The 16716-nt window shown below is 68.4% G+C and carries 17 protein-coding genes and 1 pseudogene; 9 read left to right on the top strand and 9 right to left on the bottom strand.

The features are described from left to right. Nucleotides 1-53: 53 nt before the first annotated feature. On the bottom strand, nt 54-1034 hold the full coding sequence (locus tag AB0N14_RS11110; protein WP_366025369.1) for a pirin family protein: 981 nt from the start codon (nt 1032-1034) through the stop codon (nt 54-56). A gap of 157 nt (nt 1035-1191) precedes the next feature. Next, complete coding sequence (locus AB0N14_RS11105; RefSeq protein WP_103839423.1) at nt 1192-1677, bottom strand: SseB family protein; 486 nt, start codon at nt 1675-1677, stop codon at nt 1192-1194. A gap of 143 nt (nt 1678-1820) precedes the next feature. Between AB0N14_RS11105 and AB0N14_RS11100 the strand changes: the two genes are divergently transcribed. From AB0N14_RS11100 to AB0N14_RS11080, 5 genes and pseudogenes are all read left to right on the top strand, one after another. Then, nucleotides 1821-3647: an acyl-CoA dehydrogenase gene (locus AB0N14_RS11100; protein ID WP_366025404.1), complete on the top strand. Its 1827-nt coding sequence runs from the start codon at nt 1821-1823 to the stop codon at nt 3645-3647. A 79-nt stretch (nt 3648-3726) separates the two neighbouring features. Next, on the top strand, nt 3727-5025 hold the full coding sequence (locus tag AB0N14_RS11095) for a M18 family aminopeptidase (RefSeq protein ID WP_366025368.1): 1299 nt from the start codon (nt 3727-3729) through the stop codon (nt 5023-5025). 100 nt (nt 5026-5125) lie between these two features. Continuing rightward, nucleotides 5126-5374, top strand: coding sequence for a DUF6458 family protein (locus tag AB0N14_RS11090; protein WP_103839426.1), 249 nt, complete (start codon nt 5126-5128; stop codon nt 5372-5374). Between the two features lie 284 nt (nt 5375-5658). Then, nucleotides 5659-6739: pseudogene (locus AB0N14_RS11085) on the top strand (glycosyltransferase family 2 protein). 47 nt (nt 6740-6786) lie between these two features. Then, nucleotides 6787-6951, top strand: a complete 165-nt coding sequence (locus tag AB0N14_RS11080) for a hypothetical protein (protein ID WP_366025367.1) — start codon at nt 6787-6789, stop codon at nt 6949-6951. Nucleotides 6952-7170: 219 nt separating this feature from the next. Here the strand turns inward: AB0N14_RS11080 and AB0N14_RS11075 are convergent, their stop codons facing one another. The 3 genes from AB0N14_RS11075 to AB0N14_RS11065 all read right to left on the bottom strand — a co-directional run bounded on the left by AB0N14_RS11075 (nt 7171) and on the right by AB0N14_RS11065 (nt 10455). Further along, nucleotides 7171-9009, bottom strand: coding sequence for an NHL domain-containing thioredoxin family protein (locus AB0N14_RS11075; RefSeq protein WP_366025366.1), 1839 nt, complete (start codon nt 9007-9009; stop codon nt 7171-7173). 76 nt (nt 9010-9085) lie between these two features. Beyond that, on the bottom strand, nt 9086-9655 hold the full coding sequence (locus AB0N14_RS11070) for a S1 RNA-binding domain-containing protein (RefSeq protein WP_366025365.1): 570 nt from the start codon (nt 9653-9655) through the stop codon (nt 9086-9088). Nucleotides 9656-9870: 215 nt separating this feature from the next. Then, on the bottom strand, nt 9871-10455 hold the full coding sequence (locus AB0N14_RS11065; RefSeq protein ID WP_366025364.1) for a recombinase family protein: 585 nt from the start codon (nt 10453-10455) through the stop codon (nt 9871-9873). Nucleotides 10456-10766: 311 nt separating this feature from the next. Here AB0N14_RS11065 and AB0N14_RS11060 point away from each other — a divergent pair, with 311 nt between their 5' ends. Then, nucleotides 10767-11360 (top strand): DinB family protein, encoded by a 594-nt coding sequence (locus AB0N14_RS11060; RefSeq protein WP_366025363.1) that lies wholly within the window; start codon nt 10767-10769, stop codon nt 11358-11360. Nucleotides 11361-11493: 133 nt separating this feature from the next. Here AB0N14_RS11060 and AB0N14_RS11055 read toward each other — a convergent pair whose 3' ends face one another. The 3 genes from AB0N14_RS11055 to AB0N14_RS11045 form a co-directional block, all read right to left on the bottom strand. Beyond that, nucleotides 11494-11976: a hypothetical protein gene (locus AB0N14_RS11055; protein ID WP_366025362.1), complete on the bottom strand. Its 483-nt coding sequence runs from the start codon at nt 11974-11976 to the stop codon at nt 11494-11496. Between the two features lie 564 nt (nt 11977-12540). Next, complete coding sequence (locus tag AB0N14_RS11050) at nt 12541-14076, bottom strand: recombinase family protein (protein WP_366025361.1); 1536 nt, start codon at nt 14074-14076, stop codon at nt 12541-12543. Nucleotides 14077-14092: 16 nt separating this feature from the next. Further along, entirely contained in the window at nt 14093-14248 is a 156-nt protein-coding gene (locus AB0N14_RS11045; RefSeq protein ID WP_366025360.1) for a hypothetical protein, read from the bottom strand. A gap of 149 nt (nt 14249-14397) precedes the next feature. Here AB0N14_RS11045 and AB0N14_RS11040 point away from each other — a divergent pair, with 149 nt between their 5' ends. After that, a complete protein-coding gene (locus AB0N14_RS11040) occupies nt 14398-14631 on the top strand; it encodes a hypothetical protein (protein ID WP_366025359.1) in 234 nt (77 codons plus the stop codon). A 107-nt stretch (nt 14632-14738) separates the two neighbouring features. Here the strand turns inward: AB0N14_RS11040 and AB0N14_RS11035 are convergent, their stop codons facing one another. Then, on the bottom strand, nt 14739-15134 hold the full coding sequence (locus tag AB0N14_RS11035; protein ID WP_366025358.1) for a cupin domain-containing protein: 396 nt from the start codon (nt 15132-15134) through the stop codon (nt 14739-14741). 51 nt (nt 15135-15185) lie between these two features. Between AB0N14_RS11035 and AB0N14_RS11030 the strand changes: the two genes are divergently transcribed. Together AB0N14_RS11030 and AB0N14_RS11025 are read left to right on the top strand one after the other, a co-directional pair. Next, nucleotides 15186-16184, top strand: coding sequence for a helix-turn-helix domain-containing protein (locus AB0N14_RS11030; RefSeq protein ID WP_366025357.1), 999 nt, complete (start codon nt 15186-15188; stop codon nt 16182-16184). Continuing rightward, a complete protein-coding gene (locus AB0N14_RS11025; protein ID WP_366025356.1) occupies nt 16181-16675 on the top strand; it encodes an LURP-one-related family protein in 495 nt (164 codons plus the stop codon). The genes AB0N14_RS11030 and AB0N14_RS11025 overlap by 4 nt, the downstream gene beginning before the upstream one ends. The last annotated feature ends 41 nt before the right edge of the window (nt 16676-16716 follow it).

The following is a 16716-nucleotide window of genomic DNA, read 5'->3' as shown; positions in this document are numbered from 1 at the left end:
GCCGTCCTGTGCGGACAGCCCGCCCGGGTGACGCGGTGCCAACTGCCGAGAGGTCAGGAACCCTGCGGTCCGCTCTCCGTCATCCCGTGCACCGCCGGGACGGTCCCGAGGCGCCCCTTCTGGAAGTCCTCGAACGCCTGCTGGAGCTCCTCGCGGGTGTTCATCACGAACGGCCCGTAGTGCGCCATCGGCTCACGGATCGGCTGCCCGCCGAGCAGCACGACCTCCAGGTCGGGGGTGTGGGAGTCCTGCTTCTCGTCCGCGCGGACGGTGATCGAGGAGCCCGCACCGAACACGGCGGTCTGGCCGAGGCGGATCGGCCGCCGCTCCGCGCCCACGCTGCCGCGGCCGGCCAGGACGTAGGCGAGGCCGTTGAAGTCCTCGCGCCACGGGAGGGTGACCTCGGCACCCGGCGCCACGGTGGCGTGGATCAGGGTGATAGGGGTGTGCGTGATGCCGGGGCCCTGGTGGCCGTCCAGCTCACCCGCGATGACACGGATCAGCGCGCCGCCGTCGGGGGTGGTCAGCAGCTGGACCTGGCCGCCGCGGATGTCCTGGTAGCGGGGGGCCATCATCTTGTCCTTGGCGGGCAGGTTGACCCACAGCTGGATGCCGTGGAACAGACCGCCGGAGACGACCAGCGACTCCGGCGGCGCCTCGATGTGCAACAGGCCGGAGCCGGCGGTCATCCACTGGGTGTCGCCGTTGGTGATGGTGCCGCCACCGCCGTGCGAGTCCTGGTGGTCGAAGACGCCGTCGATGATGTAGGTCACGGTCTCGAAGCCGCGGTGGGGGTGCCAGGGGGTTCCCTTGGGCTCACCGGGCGCGTACTCCACCTCGCCCATCTGGTCCATCATGATGAACGGGTCGAGGTGGCGGTAGTGGATCCCGGCGAAGGCGCGACGGACCGGGAAGCCCTCGCCCTCGAAGCCGCTGGGCGCGGTCGTGACACCGAGCACGGGACGGGCCACCGCGTCGGCGGGCGCGACCACACGGGGAAGGGTCAGCGGGTTCTCGACGGTCACTGCGGGCATGTCGGTACCTCCTTGTGGTCCGAGTTTAGTTGACCGTTGAACTTTCTGCCACCCCCAACACAGAAAGCCCGGAGGGCATTCCCTCCGGGCTCGGGGTACGCCCCGCCAGGGGCGCGAGACTGGGGACGGCACCTGGCCGTCCGCGCAGCAAGGGCGTCTAGCCGTACATCCGGCGCATGGCGAACTCGACCATCTGTTCGACGGCCTTCGCATCGAACACCATCCGATGCTCGCCCTCCATGTCCAGGACGAAGCCGTAGCCGGTCGGCAGCAAGTCGATCACCTCCGCCCCGGTGATCACGAAGTACTTCGACTCCTTGCCGGCGTACCGCCGCAGCTCCTTGAGCGAGGTGAACATCGGGATCACCGGCTGCTGGGTGTTGTGCAGCGCCAGGAAGCCGGGGTTGTCGCCGCGCGGGCAGTACACCTTGGACGTGGCGAAGATCTGCTGGAAGTCCTCCGCGGACATCGACCCGGTGGTGAACGCACGGACCGCGTCCGCGAGCGACGGCGGCGACGGCTCGGGGTACAGCGGCGGCTGCTGGCCGTACCCGCCGGGCATCTGACCACCCGGCATCTGCTGCCCGGGCATCTGCTCCGAGGCGTAACTCTGCTGAGCGCCCGCGTTCTGGTAGCCGTACATGTCCCAAAGAGTAGTGGGCCACATCTGGGCCATGAGGGGTTGCTTCTTATTACCGACGGGTAGCATCATCTGAGCTACTTGTTGGTAGATGAACCAGTTGCGAGGAGACAGTGCCTCGCCGATCCCTCTACGGAGCCGTCGCCATGGGGCACTACAAGTCGAATCTCCGCGACATCGAGTTCAACCTCTTCGAGGTGCTCGGGCGCGACAAGCTGTACGGCACCGGCCCGTTCGCGGAGATGGACACCGAGACCGCCAAGAGCATCCTCGAGGAGCTGACCCGCCTTTCGGAGACCGAGCTGGCGGAGTCCTTCGTGGACGCCGACCGCAACCCGCCCGTCTTCGACCCGGAGACCAACACCGCGCCGGTCCCGGCGTCCTTCAAGAAGAGCTATCAGGCCTTCATGGACTCCGAGTACTGGCGCCTGGGCCTGCCCGAGGAGATCGGCGGCACCACCGCCCCGCCGTCCCTGATCTGGGCCTACGCGGAGCTGATCCTCGGCTCGAACCCGGCCATCTGGATGTACTCGTCCGGCCCGGCGTTCGCGCGCATCCTCTTCGAGGAGGGCACCGAGGTCCAGAAGGAGATCGCGAAGACAGCCGTCGAGAAGCGCTGGGGCTCCACCATGGTGCTCACCGAGCCGGACGCCGGCTCGGACGTGGGCGCCGGGCGCACCAAGGCCGTCCAGCAGGAGGACGGCTCCTGGCACATCGAGGGCGTGAAGCGCTTCATCACCTCCGGTGAGCACGACATGGAGGAGAACATCCTCCACTACGTCCTCGCCCGTCCCGAGGGCGCCGGCCCCGGCACCAAGGGCCTGTCCCTGTTCCTCGTCCCGAAGTACCTGTTCGACTTCGAGACCGGCGAGCTGGGCGAGCGCAACGGCGTGTACGCCACGAACGTCGAGCACAAGATGGGCCTGAAGGCCTCCAACACCTGCGAGATGACGTTCGGCGACAAGCACCCCGCCAAGGGCTGGCTGATCGGCGACAAGCACGACGGCATCCGCCAGATGTTCCGCATCATCGAGTTCGCCCGCATGATGGTCGGCACGAAGGCGATCTCCACACTGTCCACCGGCTACCTGAACGCGCTGGAGTACGCCAAGGAGCGCGTCCAGGGTCCCGACCTGGCGAACTTCATGGACAAGACCGCGCCCAAGGTCACCATCACCCACCACCCGGACGTGCGCCGTTCGCTGATGACGCAGAAGGCGTACGCGGAGGGCATGCGGGCGCTGGTGATGTACACCGCCTCCGTCCAGGACGCGATCGCGGTCAAGGAGGCGAACGGCGAGGACGCGTCGACGGAGCACGCGCTGAACGACCTGCTCCTGCCCATCGTCAAGGGCTACGGCTCCGAGAAGGGCTACGAGCAGCTCGCCCAGTCGCTGCAGACCTTCGGCGGCTCCGGCTTCCTGCAGGAGTACCCGATCGAGCAGTACATCCGCGACGCCAAGATCGACACCCTGTACGAGGGCACCACCGCGATCCAGGGCCAGGACTTCTTCTTCCGGAAGATCGTCCGCAACCAGGGCGCCGCGCTGAACTCCCTCGCCGAGGAGATCAAGAAGTTCCTGGCGGTGGGCGAGGGCGGCGAGGAGCTGGCCGCGGCCCGCGACCACCTCGCCAAGGCGGCCGTGGAGCTCGAGGCCATCGTCGGCCTGATGCTGACCGACCTCGCGGCCACCGAGCAGGACGTCAAGAACATCTACAAGGTGGGCCTGAACACCACCCGCCTGCTGATGGCCTCCGGTGACGTGGTCGTCGGCTACCTGCTGCTGAAGGGCGCCGCGGTCGCCGCCGAGAAGCTGCCGAGCGCGTCGAACAAGGACAAGGCGTTCTACCAGGGCAAGATCGCGGCGGCGAAGTTCTTCGCGGCCAACGTCCTGCCGGGCGTGACCCTGGCCCGCAAGGTCGCCGGGGGCGTGGACCTGGACCTCATGGAGCTGGACGAGGCCGCGTTCTAGGACCACTTCCACATACCCCTTACGAGGGCCCGTTCCCCATCACCGGGAGCGGGCCCTCCTCCGTCGTTAAGGTGAACCCATGAGCACAAGTGCGCGCTTCGACCGCGGCCACACCGACGACCTCATGTCCTTCCTGGCGGCGAGCCCGTCGCCGTACCACGCCGTGGCAGGCGCCGCCGAACGACTGGAGAAGGCCGGCTTCCGGCAGGTCTCGGAGACGGACGCCTGGGACGGCACGTCCGGCGGCCGGTACGTGCTGCGCGGCGGCGCGATCATCGCCTGGTACGTCCCCGAGGGCGCCGATCCGCACACCCCGTTCCGGATCGTGGGCGCACACACCGACTCGCCGAACCTGCGGGTCAAGCCGCGACCGGACAGCGGCGCGCACGGCTGGCGGCAGATCGCGGTGGAGATCTACGGCGGCCCCCTGCTCAACTCCTGGCTCGACCGGGACCTCGGCCTGGCCGGCCGGCTGACCCTGCGCGACGGCTCGACGCGCCTGGTGAACATCGACCGACCGCTGCTGCGCGTACCGCAGCTGGCCATCCACCTGGACCGCTCGGTCTCCAACGAGGGCCTGAAGCTGGACAAGCAGCGCCACCTCCAGCCCATCTGGGGCCTGGGCGACGACGTGCGCGACGGCGACCTGATCGCGTTCCTGGAGCAGGAGCTGGGGCTCGCCGCCGGTGACGTGACCGGCTGGGACCTGATGACCCACTCGGTGGAGCCGCCGGCCTGCCTGGGCCGGGACAAGGAGCTGGTGGCGGGTCCGCGCATGGACAACCTGCTGTCCGTGCACGCGGGCACCGCGGCGCTCGCGGCCGTCGCCGGCGCCGACGCCGTCCTGTCGTCCATCCCGGTGCTCGCGGCCTTCGACCACGAGGAGAACGGCTCGCAGTCGGACACCGGCGCCGACGGCCCGCTGCTCGGGTCGGTCCTGGAGCGCTCGGTGTTCGCCCGGGGCGGCTCCTACGAGGACCGGGCGCGGGCCTTCGCCGGCACGGTCTGCCTGTCCTCCGACACCGGGCACGCCGTCCACCCCAACTACGCGGAGCGGCACGACCCGACGCACCACCCGCGCGCGAACGGCGGGCCGATCCTCAAGGTGAACGTCAACAACCGCTACGCCACCGACGGTTCGGGGCGCGCGCTGTTCGCCGCGGCCTGCGAGAAGGCGGACGTGCCCTTCCAGACCTTCGTCTCGAACAACGCGATGCCCTGCGGCACCACCATCGGCCCCATCACCGCCGCCCGCCACGGCATCAAGACGGTGGACATCGGCGCGGCGATCCTGTCGATGCACAGCGCCCGCGAACTGTGCGGCGCGAAGGACCCGTATCTCCTGGCCAACGCCCTGACGGCGTTTCTGGAGGGCTGACACTCCCGCCCGCCCGCCGATCGTCCCGGCATGTCCACGGATGTCCCGGGTACCCGGGTTCGGGGCCGGAAGGACCGGACCCACAGGGAGGGCAGGACTCATGGGCCTGGGTGGATGCATCATCCTGATCGCCGTGGGGGCCATCCTCGCGTTTGCGACCGACTGGCACATGCAAGGCGTCAACATCCACTTGGTCGGCGTCATACTCATGATCGTCGGGCTGATAGGAGTGACCACCTTCAGCGGCATCTACCGCCGCAGGCGGGTCGTCGTGCCGCCCCCGACGACCGTCGTCGAGGAGAACCGGCACCACCGCGGCGACGGCTACACCGATGGATACGGCGTGTAAGGGCTGGAACTGCCGTAAGGGTTGAGGGCCGTAAGGGCTGGGGACCGTGAGGCCGTAACGGCTGTATACGGCTGTAAGCCAGGTAAGGCGTGTACGGCGCGTAGCCCACGTACGGCGCGCAAGGGACGATGCGGCGGCCTCGGGACGACAACAGACAACGTTGGCTATTCCGTTACCAGAGGCATCTTGTCGTCTTGTGTGAAAAGCGTGAAGACTGTGGCGTCATGAGCGCCCGGGGGTGAGGTGCCGGGCGCGCCACAGCATCACGACGGGGGGCTCCTGCCGTGCACGACCCGGCGGCAACGGGCGGCAGACCGCATCTGACCGTTCTGATCCCTGCCCACAACGAGCAGGAACGTATAGCCGCCGCCATCGACGGTCTGTGGCGCCAGACCCGCCGCCCCGATCTGATCGTGGTGGTCGCCGACAACTGCACCGACGACACCGCCGCCGTCGCGGCCGCCCACGGCGCGCAGGTCTTCCACACCCGGGGCAACACCCACAAGAAGGCGGGCCCCCTCAACCAGGCCATCGACTGGATACTCCCCCACCTCGACGACCGCGACCTCCTGCTCGTGCAGGACGCGGACACGGTCCTCAACCCCTGGTTCAACGAGACCGCCATGAGCACCTTCAACCGCAAGGTGGGCGCGGTCGGCGGCGTCTTCTACGGCGAACCGGGCGGCGGATTCCTCGGTCTGCTGCAGCCGCATGGAGTTCCACCGCTACGCCTGGGAAGTCGAGCGCACCGGCGGCAGGGCCCAGGTACTCACCGGAACCGGCACCATGTTCCGCGCCCGGGTGCTGCGCGATGTCCGGGCCGCCCGCCTGTCCGGGCTGATCGGTGGCGGCGACGGCTACTACAGCCTGGCCTCGCTCACCGAGGACGACGAGATGACCAAGGCGGTCAAGACCCTCGGCTACCGCGCCATGTCCCCGGCCGGCTGCGCGGTCACCACCGAGGTCATGCCCACCCTGCGCAAGCTCTGGCACCAGCGCCTGCGCTGGCAGCGCGGCGCTCTGGAGAACCTGCGCGACTACGGCTGGACCCGGGTCACCGCCCGCTACTTCATGCAGCAGTTCCTGATGGGGTTCGGGGCACTCTCCTTCCTCGTCTACCTGATCTTCATGAGCACCTACACGACCATGTACGGCTGGCCCGGACTGTCGCCGTTCTGGACCGCCATCGGCCTGATCTTCGTGGTCGAGAAGACCGTCTCCGTTCGCCGCGCCGGGCCTCTGGCCGTCCTGGTGGCCGCGCTGATGGTTCCCGAGATGCTCTACGACCTGTTCCAGCACGCCGTCTACTTCACCTCGCTGTGGGGCCTCGTGCGCCGCAGCGAGGAGAAGTGGGTGGCCACCTGAGCCCGCCCCCCCCACCCCTCGCACCAACGCCCCAAGGAGATTCGACGATGTACGGAAGAGTGATAGGCGTCGGCAGCACTGGCGCGGGCGGCGCCACACTGGCCGCCACCGGCCTGTGGATGAACAGCATGGCGCTGATGGTGGCGGCCACCACGCTGGTGGCGGCCGGAGTGGCCCTGTTCAAGCTGGCGCCGCGCCCGCGCCGCCGCTGACACCCGTCCACCGATGCCATCCCGTCCCCCGGGCGCGGCTGCCCGCGCCTGGGGGACGCTCGGGCCCGGGGACGCTCGGGCGGTCGGGCCGGGACTCCCCAGCCCGGGAACGCTCGGACCCGGAGACGCTCGGGCCGGGACTCCCCAGCCCGGGAACGCTCGGACCCGGGGACGTGCCGGCCGGAACTCCCGCGCCCGGGGAACGCTCGGGCCGCCCGCCTACCGGTTGTCGTCCATCCCCGCCAGGACCAGCGGCAGCCGGTCCGTCCCGCCCTCGGTGAGGCGGACCGGGACGCCCCAGTCCTGCTGGTGGACATGGCACGCCGGGTATTCGTTGGCCGGGTCGTCGTCGCAGGACGCCGCCATCGCCGAGACGTGCAGGACACCCTCGGATATCGCCGGGTTCAGCTCCAGCTCGCGCGCGAGGTCCGTGTCGGCGCCCTCACCCTTCAGCAGCAGCTCCGGCGGGGTCGAGGAGACCAGCAGGCGGGTCGACGGTCCGTAGCGCGTGTCCAGCTTCTGGCCGGCCGGGGCCTGGAAGACCACGTCGAGTCGGAGCTTCCCGGGGGTGACCTCGGTCGCCGCGCGCTGCGTGCGGTGCGCGACCGCGGCGACCTGCACCGCCTCCTCCGGCAACCGCAGCCGGGTCAACCGGTGCCGGGCCGACTCCACCACCACGATGTCCTCGCCGACGAGCACCGCGTCCGACGGCTCCCGCAGATCCGTCGCCAGCGTGCTCACCTCACCCGTCGCCGGGTCGTAGCGCCGCAGCGCGTGGTTGTAGGTGTCGCTGACCGCCACCGAGCCGTCCGGCAGCGCCGTCACCCCCAGCGGGTGCTGGAGAAGTGCCTGTTCCGCCGCGCCGTCCCGGTGCCCGAAGTCGAACAGCCCCGTCCCGACCGCCGTGTGCACCGCGCCGTCCCGGTCCACCCAGCGCAGGGCGCTCGTCTCGGAGTCCGCCAGCCACAGCCGCTCCCCTTCGGGCGACACCGCGAGCCCCGACGGCTGCGCGAACCAGGCCTCGGCGCCCGGGCCGTCCACCAGCCCCTCGTTCGTGGTGCCGGCCGCCACCGCGACCGTGGCCGTGGCCGGGTCGTACGTCCACAGCTGGTGCACACCCGCCATGGCGATCCACACCCGGCCGCCGAAGACCGCCACGTCCCACGGCGAGGAGAGGTCCACCTCCCGCGCCGGCCCCGATGTCGGCGAACCCTGCCACCACTGCTTGCCGGTGCCCGCCAGCGTGCTGACCTCGCCGGTCGCCAGGTCCAGGCGGCGCAGCGCGTGGTTCACGGTGTCCGCGACGACCACCGCTCCCTCATCGAGCAGCGCCAGGCCCTGCGGCTCGCTGAAGCTCGCCGTCCCAGCCGGGCCGTCCGCGAAGCCCCGTACGCCGGAACCGATGCGCCGCACCACCGTCTCGCCGTCCGCCGCCAGCTCCACCAGCTGGTGCCGGGTGGTGTCGCTGACCAGGAAGGAGCCGGACGGCAGCAGGAGCGCCTTGCCGGGGAAGCGGAGGGTCGTGGGCTCGGGCTCCGGTGCCACGTACGGGCCGTCGCCCCGGCGCAGCGTGCCCTTGGCCGCGTGCTCCTCCTCCAGCTCCTCGACAAGCCGGGCGATCGCATGGGCATGGCCCTCACCCGCGTGCTGGGCGACCACATACCCCTCGGGGTCGATGACGACCAGCGTGGGCCAGGCCCGGACGGCGTACTGCTTCCAGGTGGCGAGCTCCGGGTCGTCGAGGACCGGGTGCTCCACCCCGTACCGCTCCACCGCGTCCACCACCGCCTGGTGCTCCGCCTCGTGGACGAACTTCGGAGAGTGCACGCCGATGATCACCACGGTGTCGCGGTGCTTCTGCTCCAGCTCGCGCAGCTCGTCCAGGACGTGCAGGCAGTTGATGCAGCAGAACGTCCAGAAGTCTACGACGACGCACTTACCTCGCAGGTCGGCAAGGGAGAGATTTTCGCCGCCGGTGTTGAGCCAGCCACCCTTGCCGATCAGCTCGGGAGCACGAACACGGGCACGGGCGCGCGGGGCGGGTGAGGCGTCGGTCATGGGATCAAGGGTGCCATCCGACGGAAGGTATCCGGCCCGAGGTGGCTGTGAGCAGGGCCACGCGCACCGACCCGTGTCAGACGTCGTCGGATGAGACCTGTCGTCGGGAGAGGGCCAGCCTGCGTCGCTCTCGGTCGATTTCGGTGACGACGACCGTGACCTCGTCGCCGGTCTGGACGACATCGGACGGGGATTCCACGGGCGCCGAGGTGAGCTCTCGCAGGTGGACCAGTCCCTCGATTCCGTCGGCGACCCGAACGAAGACGCCGAATGGGACCAGCTCGGTGACCGGTCCGTGGAGTTGCTGTCCCACCGCAATGCGGTCGGCGAACGCCTGGAAGGGGTCTGGCTGTGTCGCTCGCAGGGACAGCCTGGCCTCCAGATTCGTTGTGTCGAACTGGAGGAATTCACATGAGACGCGCTGTCCGACCTGCACGACGTCGGAAGCTGTTTCGAAGCGCCGCCAGGACAACTCGGGCATCGTGATGAACCCGACGCCGGGGAAGACCGGGTGGCTGGGGCCGTCGTCCAGCGCCACGAACACGCCGAACTGCTCGATCGCTGCGACAGCGCCGGAAAGGCGGTCGCCACGGTGCAGTGATTCCAGGAACGCCCAGAGCTCTGGGTTCTCAGACGGACCGTCCATACTGCGCAGCCTTTCATGATGAGCTGCGCTCTGGCCGGGACGTGTAGCGATCCGACCCCGGTAGACCCCCTGGTCGTAATTTCGCGGCGCTGCGCGCGGACCTGGGGGCCGGGTCCATGGGGTGCGCTCGCTCAGAGATTGACCCACCCCCCATGCCCAGACACGCGAAAGACCGTCCACCATGACGGGTAGACGGTCTCTCAAATGGGGCCGGGTCACTCCGTGTCGGCAAGCGCCCGGTACAGCGTCGCGCGGGACACGTTGAGCGCCTTTGCAATGGCCGTGACGCTCTCCCCCTTGGCCTTACGCGCCTTGGCCGCAGCGAGCTTGTCAGTATCCATTACGGTGGGCCGCCCGCCGGTCCGACCCTGAGCCTTGGCAGCGTCCAGCCCGGCGCGGGTCCGCTCAACGATCATGTCTCGCTCCAGCTCCGCAAAGGCAACCATCATCGTGAAGAAGAACTTGCCCTCACCCTTCGGGGAGTAGCTACCGGCCAGCGTGCCCGTCAGAATCCGCAGCGCAATCCCCCGGGCGTGCAGGTCCTCGGCGATCGTGAGCACGTCCTTGGTGGAACGGCCCAACCGATCCAGCTTCCACACGGTGAGGGTGTCGCCCTCCCGCATGTAGTCGAGAGCAGCGAGCAGCCCGGCACGGTCGGCGTTCTTGCCCGACGCCTTGTCCTCGAAGATGCGGGCGCATCCTGCCTCAGCGAGAGCGTCCGCCTGAAGCTGCGCGTCCTGCGTGTTGGTGCTGACTCGCTGGTAGCCGATGAGGGTTCCGGTGTGCTTCGTCGTCGCCATACCGAGATCGTCTCACAAATCGTCTCAAAACATCAAGCCTCTCGAGCATGTTCTGAGACGGTTTTTGAACACCGAAAGCATCCCTCGAATCGGCTCACGGCCACCGTCTCAATAACCATATTTGATAGACATCCGCCGGTGATCACTCACAGCAACACGGGTCACGCGCTGGCCCGAACTGTCCCATCTCTGTCCATCTGCTCCCTGTCTCAAGTGACCTGCGATTCGCTCGTCGTGGCAGATGATCTGGTTCGCCGCGAGCGGTGGAAAAGGCGGTGAACAAAGATCGCGCGAGCGGCAGACTGGCCCCCATGACCGCATCGGATCCCAAGGCTGACCTTCACTTCTACCTACAGTCCGCTCGTGATGCCCTGCTGTGGAAGCTCGAAGGGCTCTCGGAGTACGACGTCCGCCGCCCGCTGACGCCGACCGGCACCAACCTCCTGGGCCTGGTTAAACACGTGGCCAGCGTGGAGCTGGGTTACCTCGGCGACACCTTCGGACGGCCGTCCGGCGAGCCGCTGCCCTGGCTCGAAGACGGTGCTGAGACCAACGCGGACATGTGGGCCACCGCCGACGAATCACGCGAGCACATCGTGGCGCTTTACCGCCGAGCGTGGGCTCATGCGAACGCGACGATCGACGCGCTGGCGCTGGACACGATCGGCAGGGTGCCGTGGTGGCCCAACGGCAGGGACGAGGTGACGTTGCATCATGCCGTAGTGCGCGTGATTGCTGATACGCACCGGCACGCCGGGCACGCCGACATCATCCGGGAGCTCATAGACGGCGCCGTTGGGATGAACAAGGGCAACGACAGCATGGCGCCGGGCGACTCGGCGTGGTGGGAGAACTATCGGAGCCGGCTGGAACGCGCAGCTCAGGAAGCCGACCGAGACGCGTAACGGCGGACCAGATCAGCTGGGACGACGTCCGGCACCCAGTCACCCGGGACCAGATCAATCGAGATCCTCAGCATGCTCACGTCTCAACTGATCTGGTCGCACCAATTCACAGGTCTGGGCCGGGCCAGATCGTTTAAGACGGGACACCAACGTCCAGCAGCGCCACGCCGCGCCAACCCTCGTACCCCGAGAGCTTCCGGCGCGCACCGAAGCGCTTATCCATCGCAGCGAACAAGGCGCGCTTGCACGTGACCGTGCCCAGAGAACGAGACAAGACCGGTTCCGCAGTGGCGAAGGCTTCCCAGACAGCAGACGTGCGGACGTGCACACTGTGGGGCGCAGTACCCAGACGCCTGACCCACGCGGCAGGATCATTCAGTGAAGCGCGGAACGCATCGAACTGTGAAGCCAGCGAAAGGAGTTGAGTAGCGCGAGCGTCGGAAGCGGACTCGATCTCAGACGCCACAGTGCCTATGTCACGCACCAGGGCGGGAGCAATGTGGGCAGAGGCTGGGATGGCTTCAAGGTCACGGGCCAACCCGTTGGCCACGTCCGTGTGCCACTGCTTGTCGTCTGGATCGGTCGCATGGAAGGCAGCGAAACGCGCATCGTGCATGTGTCGCCGTAGCTCCTCGCGGCGCCCTGCGTCCGACTCGGCGGCGTCCAGCCCCGTTGCTACAGCGCGCAGCCACTCACCTATGCCACGCCGGATCAACGGCCAATCCCGCCACTCCCCGCCTGGCGTCGTCCACTGCGCCCCCGACCACACGAACGGCAGGGACATCCCGGCCCTGTCGGCGTGCCGTGCTGCGATCTCCAATGCGCGGCGAGCGGTCACGTCATCGATGTACTTACCCAAAGTCCTCAAATTCTTTTACAAGTGATGTTTCAGCCCCTATCGCCCCCGCTGTCTTGCAAGCCAGGTGGTCATAGGTGACTCAGTGACCACCCAACAGGTGGCCCTAGAGAGTAACAAAGTGCCTGGTCAAACGATGGTTAGGTGAATAGAGAGGAGTAAAAATCATCCCGCTGTAGAAGGAATGGGGAACCAGTCCCGTCATCGTCATTCGTCACCGCGTCACCGTGCGAACCCCTCGGGGCGCAGACGCTCCCAGGAACGCCAAACGGCCCGCCGCCGGGGGTGACCGACACCGGCCCGTGAAGGCGCTCAGAGCGACGTCTACTCGCTGACGTCCGCCCACTCGATCGTTACGCGTTCCTCGCCAACGAAACGGGCACCTCGCCTGCCCTTGCTGACTACCACACGGTTTATCGCCAAGGTCAGCCGGTCGCGTCGGTCAGGGACCTCGGAGACTTCCCACGCCTCCCGCAATAGCTCACCGTCCAGCATCGGCGTGATGTCCACAGCCGGTGTCGGCAGCTTCTCCAAATTGGCGCGCAGTCCCTCGATGCGCCCCCGCAGGCGAGCGGCAAGTCGGTTGTACCGGTCCACGGCTTCCGGCCCGTCGAACTCACCACGGACATACCTGGCGTCCTCCAAGTCGGCGAGCCGTGCCTCTTCGTCGCTGATCTCAGCGGTGATGGCGTCCCGCTTGGCGAACGTCTCAGGATCCGCGCGGTGGACCCACCTGTCCGCGATGGCAGCAAGCAGCGGATCATCCGGCTCAAGCGCGGGCAGTCGCGTAAGAAACCGCTCGGTCACGTACTCGTCCACAAGCTCAGCGAGAGCCGATGCACCCGGGCACTGGTTGCCGGCTCGGCGCGCCATGCATTGGTACGAACCGCCGACACGGTGCATGCGGCGTCCACATCCGGGCACGCCGCAGAAGATCAGACCCGTGAGTAGCGCGGAACCCTGCGGCTTGGGCCGCCTCTTGCCAGCATGCGGGTAGGTGCGCGATTCCAGTTGCTTGCCGATCAACTCTCGTTCTCCGACCGTGATGATGCCCTCGCCGATCGGGACGGTGTCCAGCGTCTCAGGATCGCGATACGGGACCACGCGACTGCCGTACTTGCGGGTGCCGTCCGCTGCTTCGGTGTACTCGGTTTGAGGCATCAGCCCAGCGAATGCCGGGGAGCGAAGAAGCTGCATGATGCTCGCCGCGTTCCACTGGCCACCGCGCGGGGACTCTATCTCGTGGTTGTTGAGCAGCCGTGCGATGTTGACCAGCGAGGTACCGGACAGTGCCTCGTCCGCTATCAGGCGGGCGTATACGGCCGTCTCGGGGTTGTGGATCAGTTGCTTGGTGCTGGGATCGACCGCAAGCCCGTAAGGCGGCTGACCGCCGATCCACTGGCCCTTGGAGCGCAGGTACCGCTTTGCGTTGCTGACGCGGGTGCCGATGTTGCGCGACTCCGAGCGGGCAAGCTCAGCGAGCAGAGCGATCGTGACTCGGGCGCTGTCGTTCGACGTGTCGAGTCCGTCCACCACCGAGACGAGCCGTCCGCCGACGCGGGAAATGCTGTCGAGAGCGGCGCCGACTTCCCCGATGCCCTTGCGGGAGAGCCGGTCTAGCTTCCAGACCAGCAGTGTGCCGACGACACCAGCCGTGACGGCTGCCAGCGCGGCGTCGAAGCCCTTGCGAGTGACCGACTTGTAGCCGGAGCGTCCACGGTCAATGTGGACCTTGCGCACGGTGAGCCCGTTGCGTTCCGCCCACGCCCGGCAGTCGGCTTCCTGGCGCTCAATGGCGGTCTTGCCGTCCCTGTCCAGCGACAGGCGTAGGTACAGGTCGGCAAGCGTGTGATGGTGCACGTCGTCCTCCGGAAGTTCAGTGCATCGTAGTGAACTTCCAGAAGTCGAGGATGACGATGCGTCCTCGCAGGTCGGCGAGGCTGTACTGCTCTCCGCCCGTGTTCAGCCAGCCGCCCTTGCCGATCAGCTCGGGGGCACGGACACGGACGCGACGCGAAGTGGAGTCGTTCATGGGTCAAGAGTGCCATCCGCCGTCGGCGTGCCGCGGGGCCTGTGGACAACTCGGTGACTGTGCGTACAAGCTCTCCTACCGGATGCGCACATGGCGTGACGGAGAGATGCTCGTCTCACACAGGGGGGTCAGTGCAAGGGAGCAGTTCCATGCCTCGTGACATCGACGACCAGATGCGCCGCCCGAACCGCGACCGCGAGCGCGGTGAGACGAGCGGCGAGGAGATCCGCGACCGGAAGCGCCGCGACCCCGACATGAGCGGCTCCGACCACCCGGACCAGGACCCGGGCAGGTCCGGCACGCGGGGCGACCGCGAGGACCGGCGCTCGTCCTGGGACGAGGACGAGCTCGACGAGCAGGACAGGCGGGAGGGCTACCGGTAGACCGGTCCGCCCCTACGCGGTCCCCCGCGGTCCGTCCACGAGTCCCCCGCCGCGCGTGCGGGGGACTCGTCCGTGTCCGTGGCGGCGGATGCCGGTACGGGGCCGGCTCAGGTCAGGGTGTGCCCGGTCGTCGCGTCCACGTGGTCGGGGACCTCTTCATGCCGGTCGCCGACCGTCACCGTGCCGGTGGGTTCGAACAGCAGGATCGATGCCCCGGCGGGCGCGGACGGCTTGTGCTCCGTGCCGCGCGGAACGGTGAAGACCGAGCCCTTGGCAAGGGTGACCGTGCGCTCGCCGGCCGGCTCGCGCAGCGCGATGTGCAGTTCACCGTCGAGCACGAGGAAGAACTCGTCGGTGTGGTCGTGCGTGTGCCACAGGTGCTCGCCCTCGACCTTCGCGACGCGGACGTCGTAGTCGTTGACGGTGGTGACGATGCGCGGGCTCCACAGTTCGGCGAAGGAGGCGAGGGCCGCGGTGAGGCAGACGGGTTCCTTGGGTTCCATGCCGTCATCGTGCGGGGTGACCTGCCGCCGTACGAGTGCTAGAAATCGCACATGCCGCAAGGATCCTCTCAGACGTCGCGTCGGCAGCGGGTCGTGCTCGTCGTGGACGAGAACTCGAACCCCTTCGAGATGAGCTGCGCCATCGAGGTGTTCGGCCTACGGCGGCCGGAGCTCGGCCGTGAGCTGTACGATTTCCGGTTGTGCGCGGTCGGGCCCAGGATCCGGATGCGGGACGGCTTCTTCACGCTCACCGACGTCGCCGGGCTCGAGGCGGCCGACGACGCGGACACGCTGATCGTGCCGAACAGGCCCGACACCGACACCCCGCGCTCCCCGAAGGTCCTGGACGCAGTACGCCGGGCGCACGCGCGGGGCGCACGGCTGGTCGGCTTCTGCTCCGGCGCGTTCACCATCGCGGAGGCCGGGCTGCTGGACGGTCGGCGGGCGGCCTGCCACTGGATGTGGGCGGATTCCTTCCGGGCGCGGTTTCCCGGGGTCAGGCTGGAACCGGACGTACTGTTCGTGGACGATGGCGACATCCTGACCGCCTCCGGCAGCGCCTCCGCACTCGACCTCGGCCTGCACGTCGTACGCCGCGACCACGGCGCCGAGGTCGCGAACGCCGTCTCCCGCCGGCTGGTCTTCGCCGCGCACCGCGACGGGGGACAGCGGCAGTTCGTGGAGCGGCCCGTGCCGGACGTACCGGACGAGTCGCTGGCCCCGGTGCTGGCCTGGGCCCAGGAGCGGCTGGACGAACCGCTCACCGTCGGCGACCTCGCGGCCCGCGCCGCGGTCAGCCCCGCCACCCTGCACCGCCGCTTCCGCGCCCAGCTCGGCACCACACCACTGGCTTGGCTGACGGGGGAGCGAGTAGCCCTCGCCTGCCGGCTGATCGAGCGCGGGGAGGAGCGGCTGGACGTGGTCGCCGCGCGCAGCGGCCTCGGCACGGCCGCCAACCTGCGGGCCCGGCTCCGGGCTGAGACCGGGCTCAGTCCGTCGGCCTACCGGCGGCGTTTCGGGCCCGCGCCGGGGGAAGCTCTGACCGTATGAGACTTTTTGTACGCGACCGGCTCCTCGGCATCGGCGAGGACTACTGGATCGAGGACCAGCACGGCACCAAGGTCTTCCTGGTCGACGGCAAGGCGATGCGGCTGAGGGACACCTTCGAGCTGAAGGACCCGCAGGGGCGCGTTCTGATCGACATCCACCAGAAGATGTTCGCCCTGCGCGACACGATGATCATCGAGCGCGACGGCGAGCGGCTGGCCACGATCAAGCGCAAGCGGCTTTCCCTGCTGCGCAACCACTACCGCGTCTCGCTGGCGGACGGCACGGAGCTCGACGTCAGCGGCAAGATCCTCGACCGCGAGTTCGCCATCGAGTACGACGGCGAGCTGCTCGCCCAGATCTCCCGGCGCTGGCTGCACGTCCGTGAGACGTACGGCGTCGACATCGTGCGCGAGGACGCGGACCCGGCACTGCTGATCGCGGTGGCCGTGTGCGTGATCCACCTGGCGGACAAGGAGCGGGAGGAGGACTGAGCAGGCCCCGAGGGGCGCCAGGACGCTCGGGGGTCCGTCCG

The organism is Streptomyces sp. NPDC051104 (genome assembly GCF_040682835.1).
Taxonomy (GTDB): Bacteria; Actinomycetota; Actinomycetes; order Streptomycetales; family Streptomycetaceae; genus Streptomyces; species Streptomyces cynarae.
Note: the sequence above shows the minus strand (reverse complement) of the source record. Positions and strands in the feature narration are given on the sequence as shown.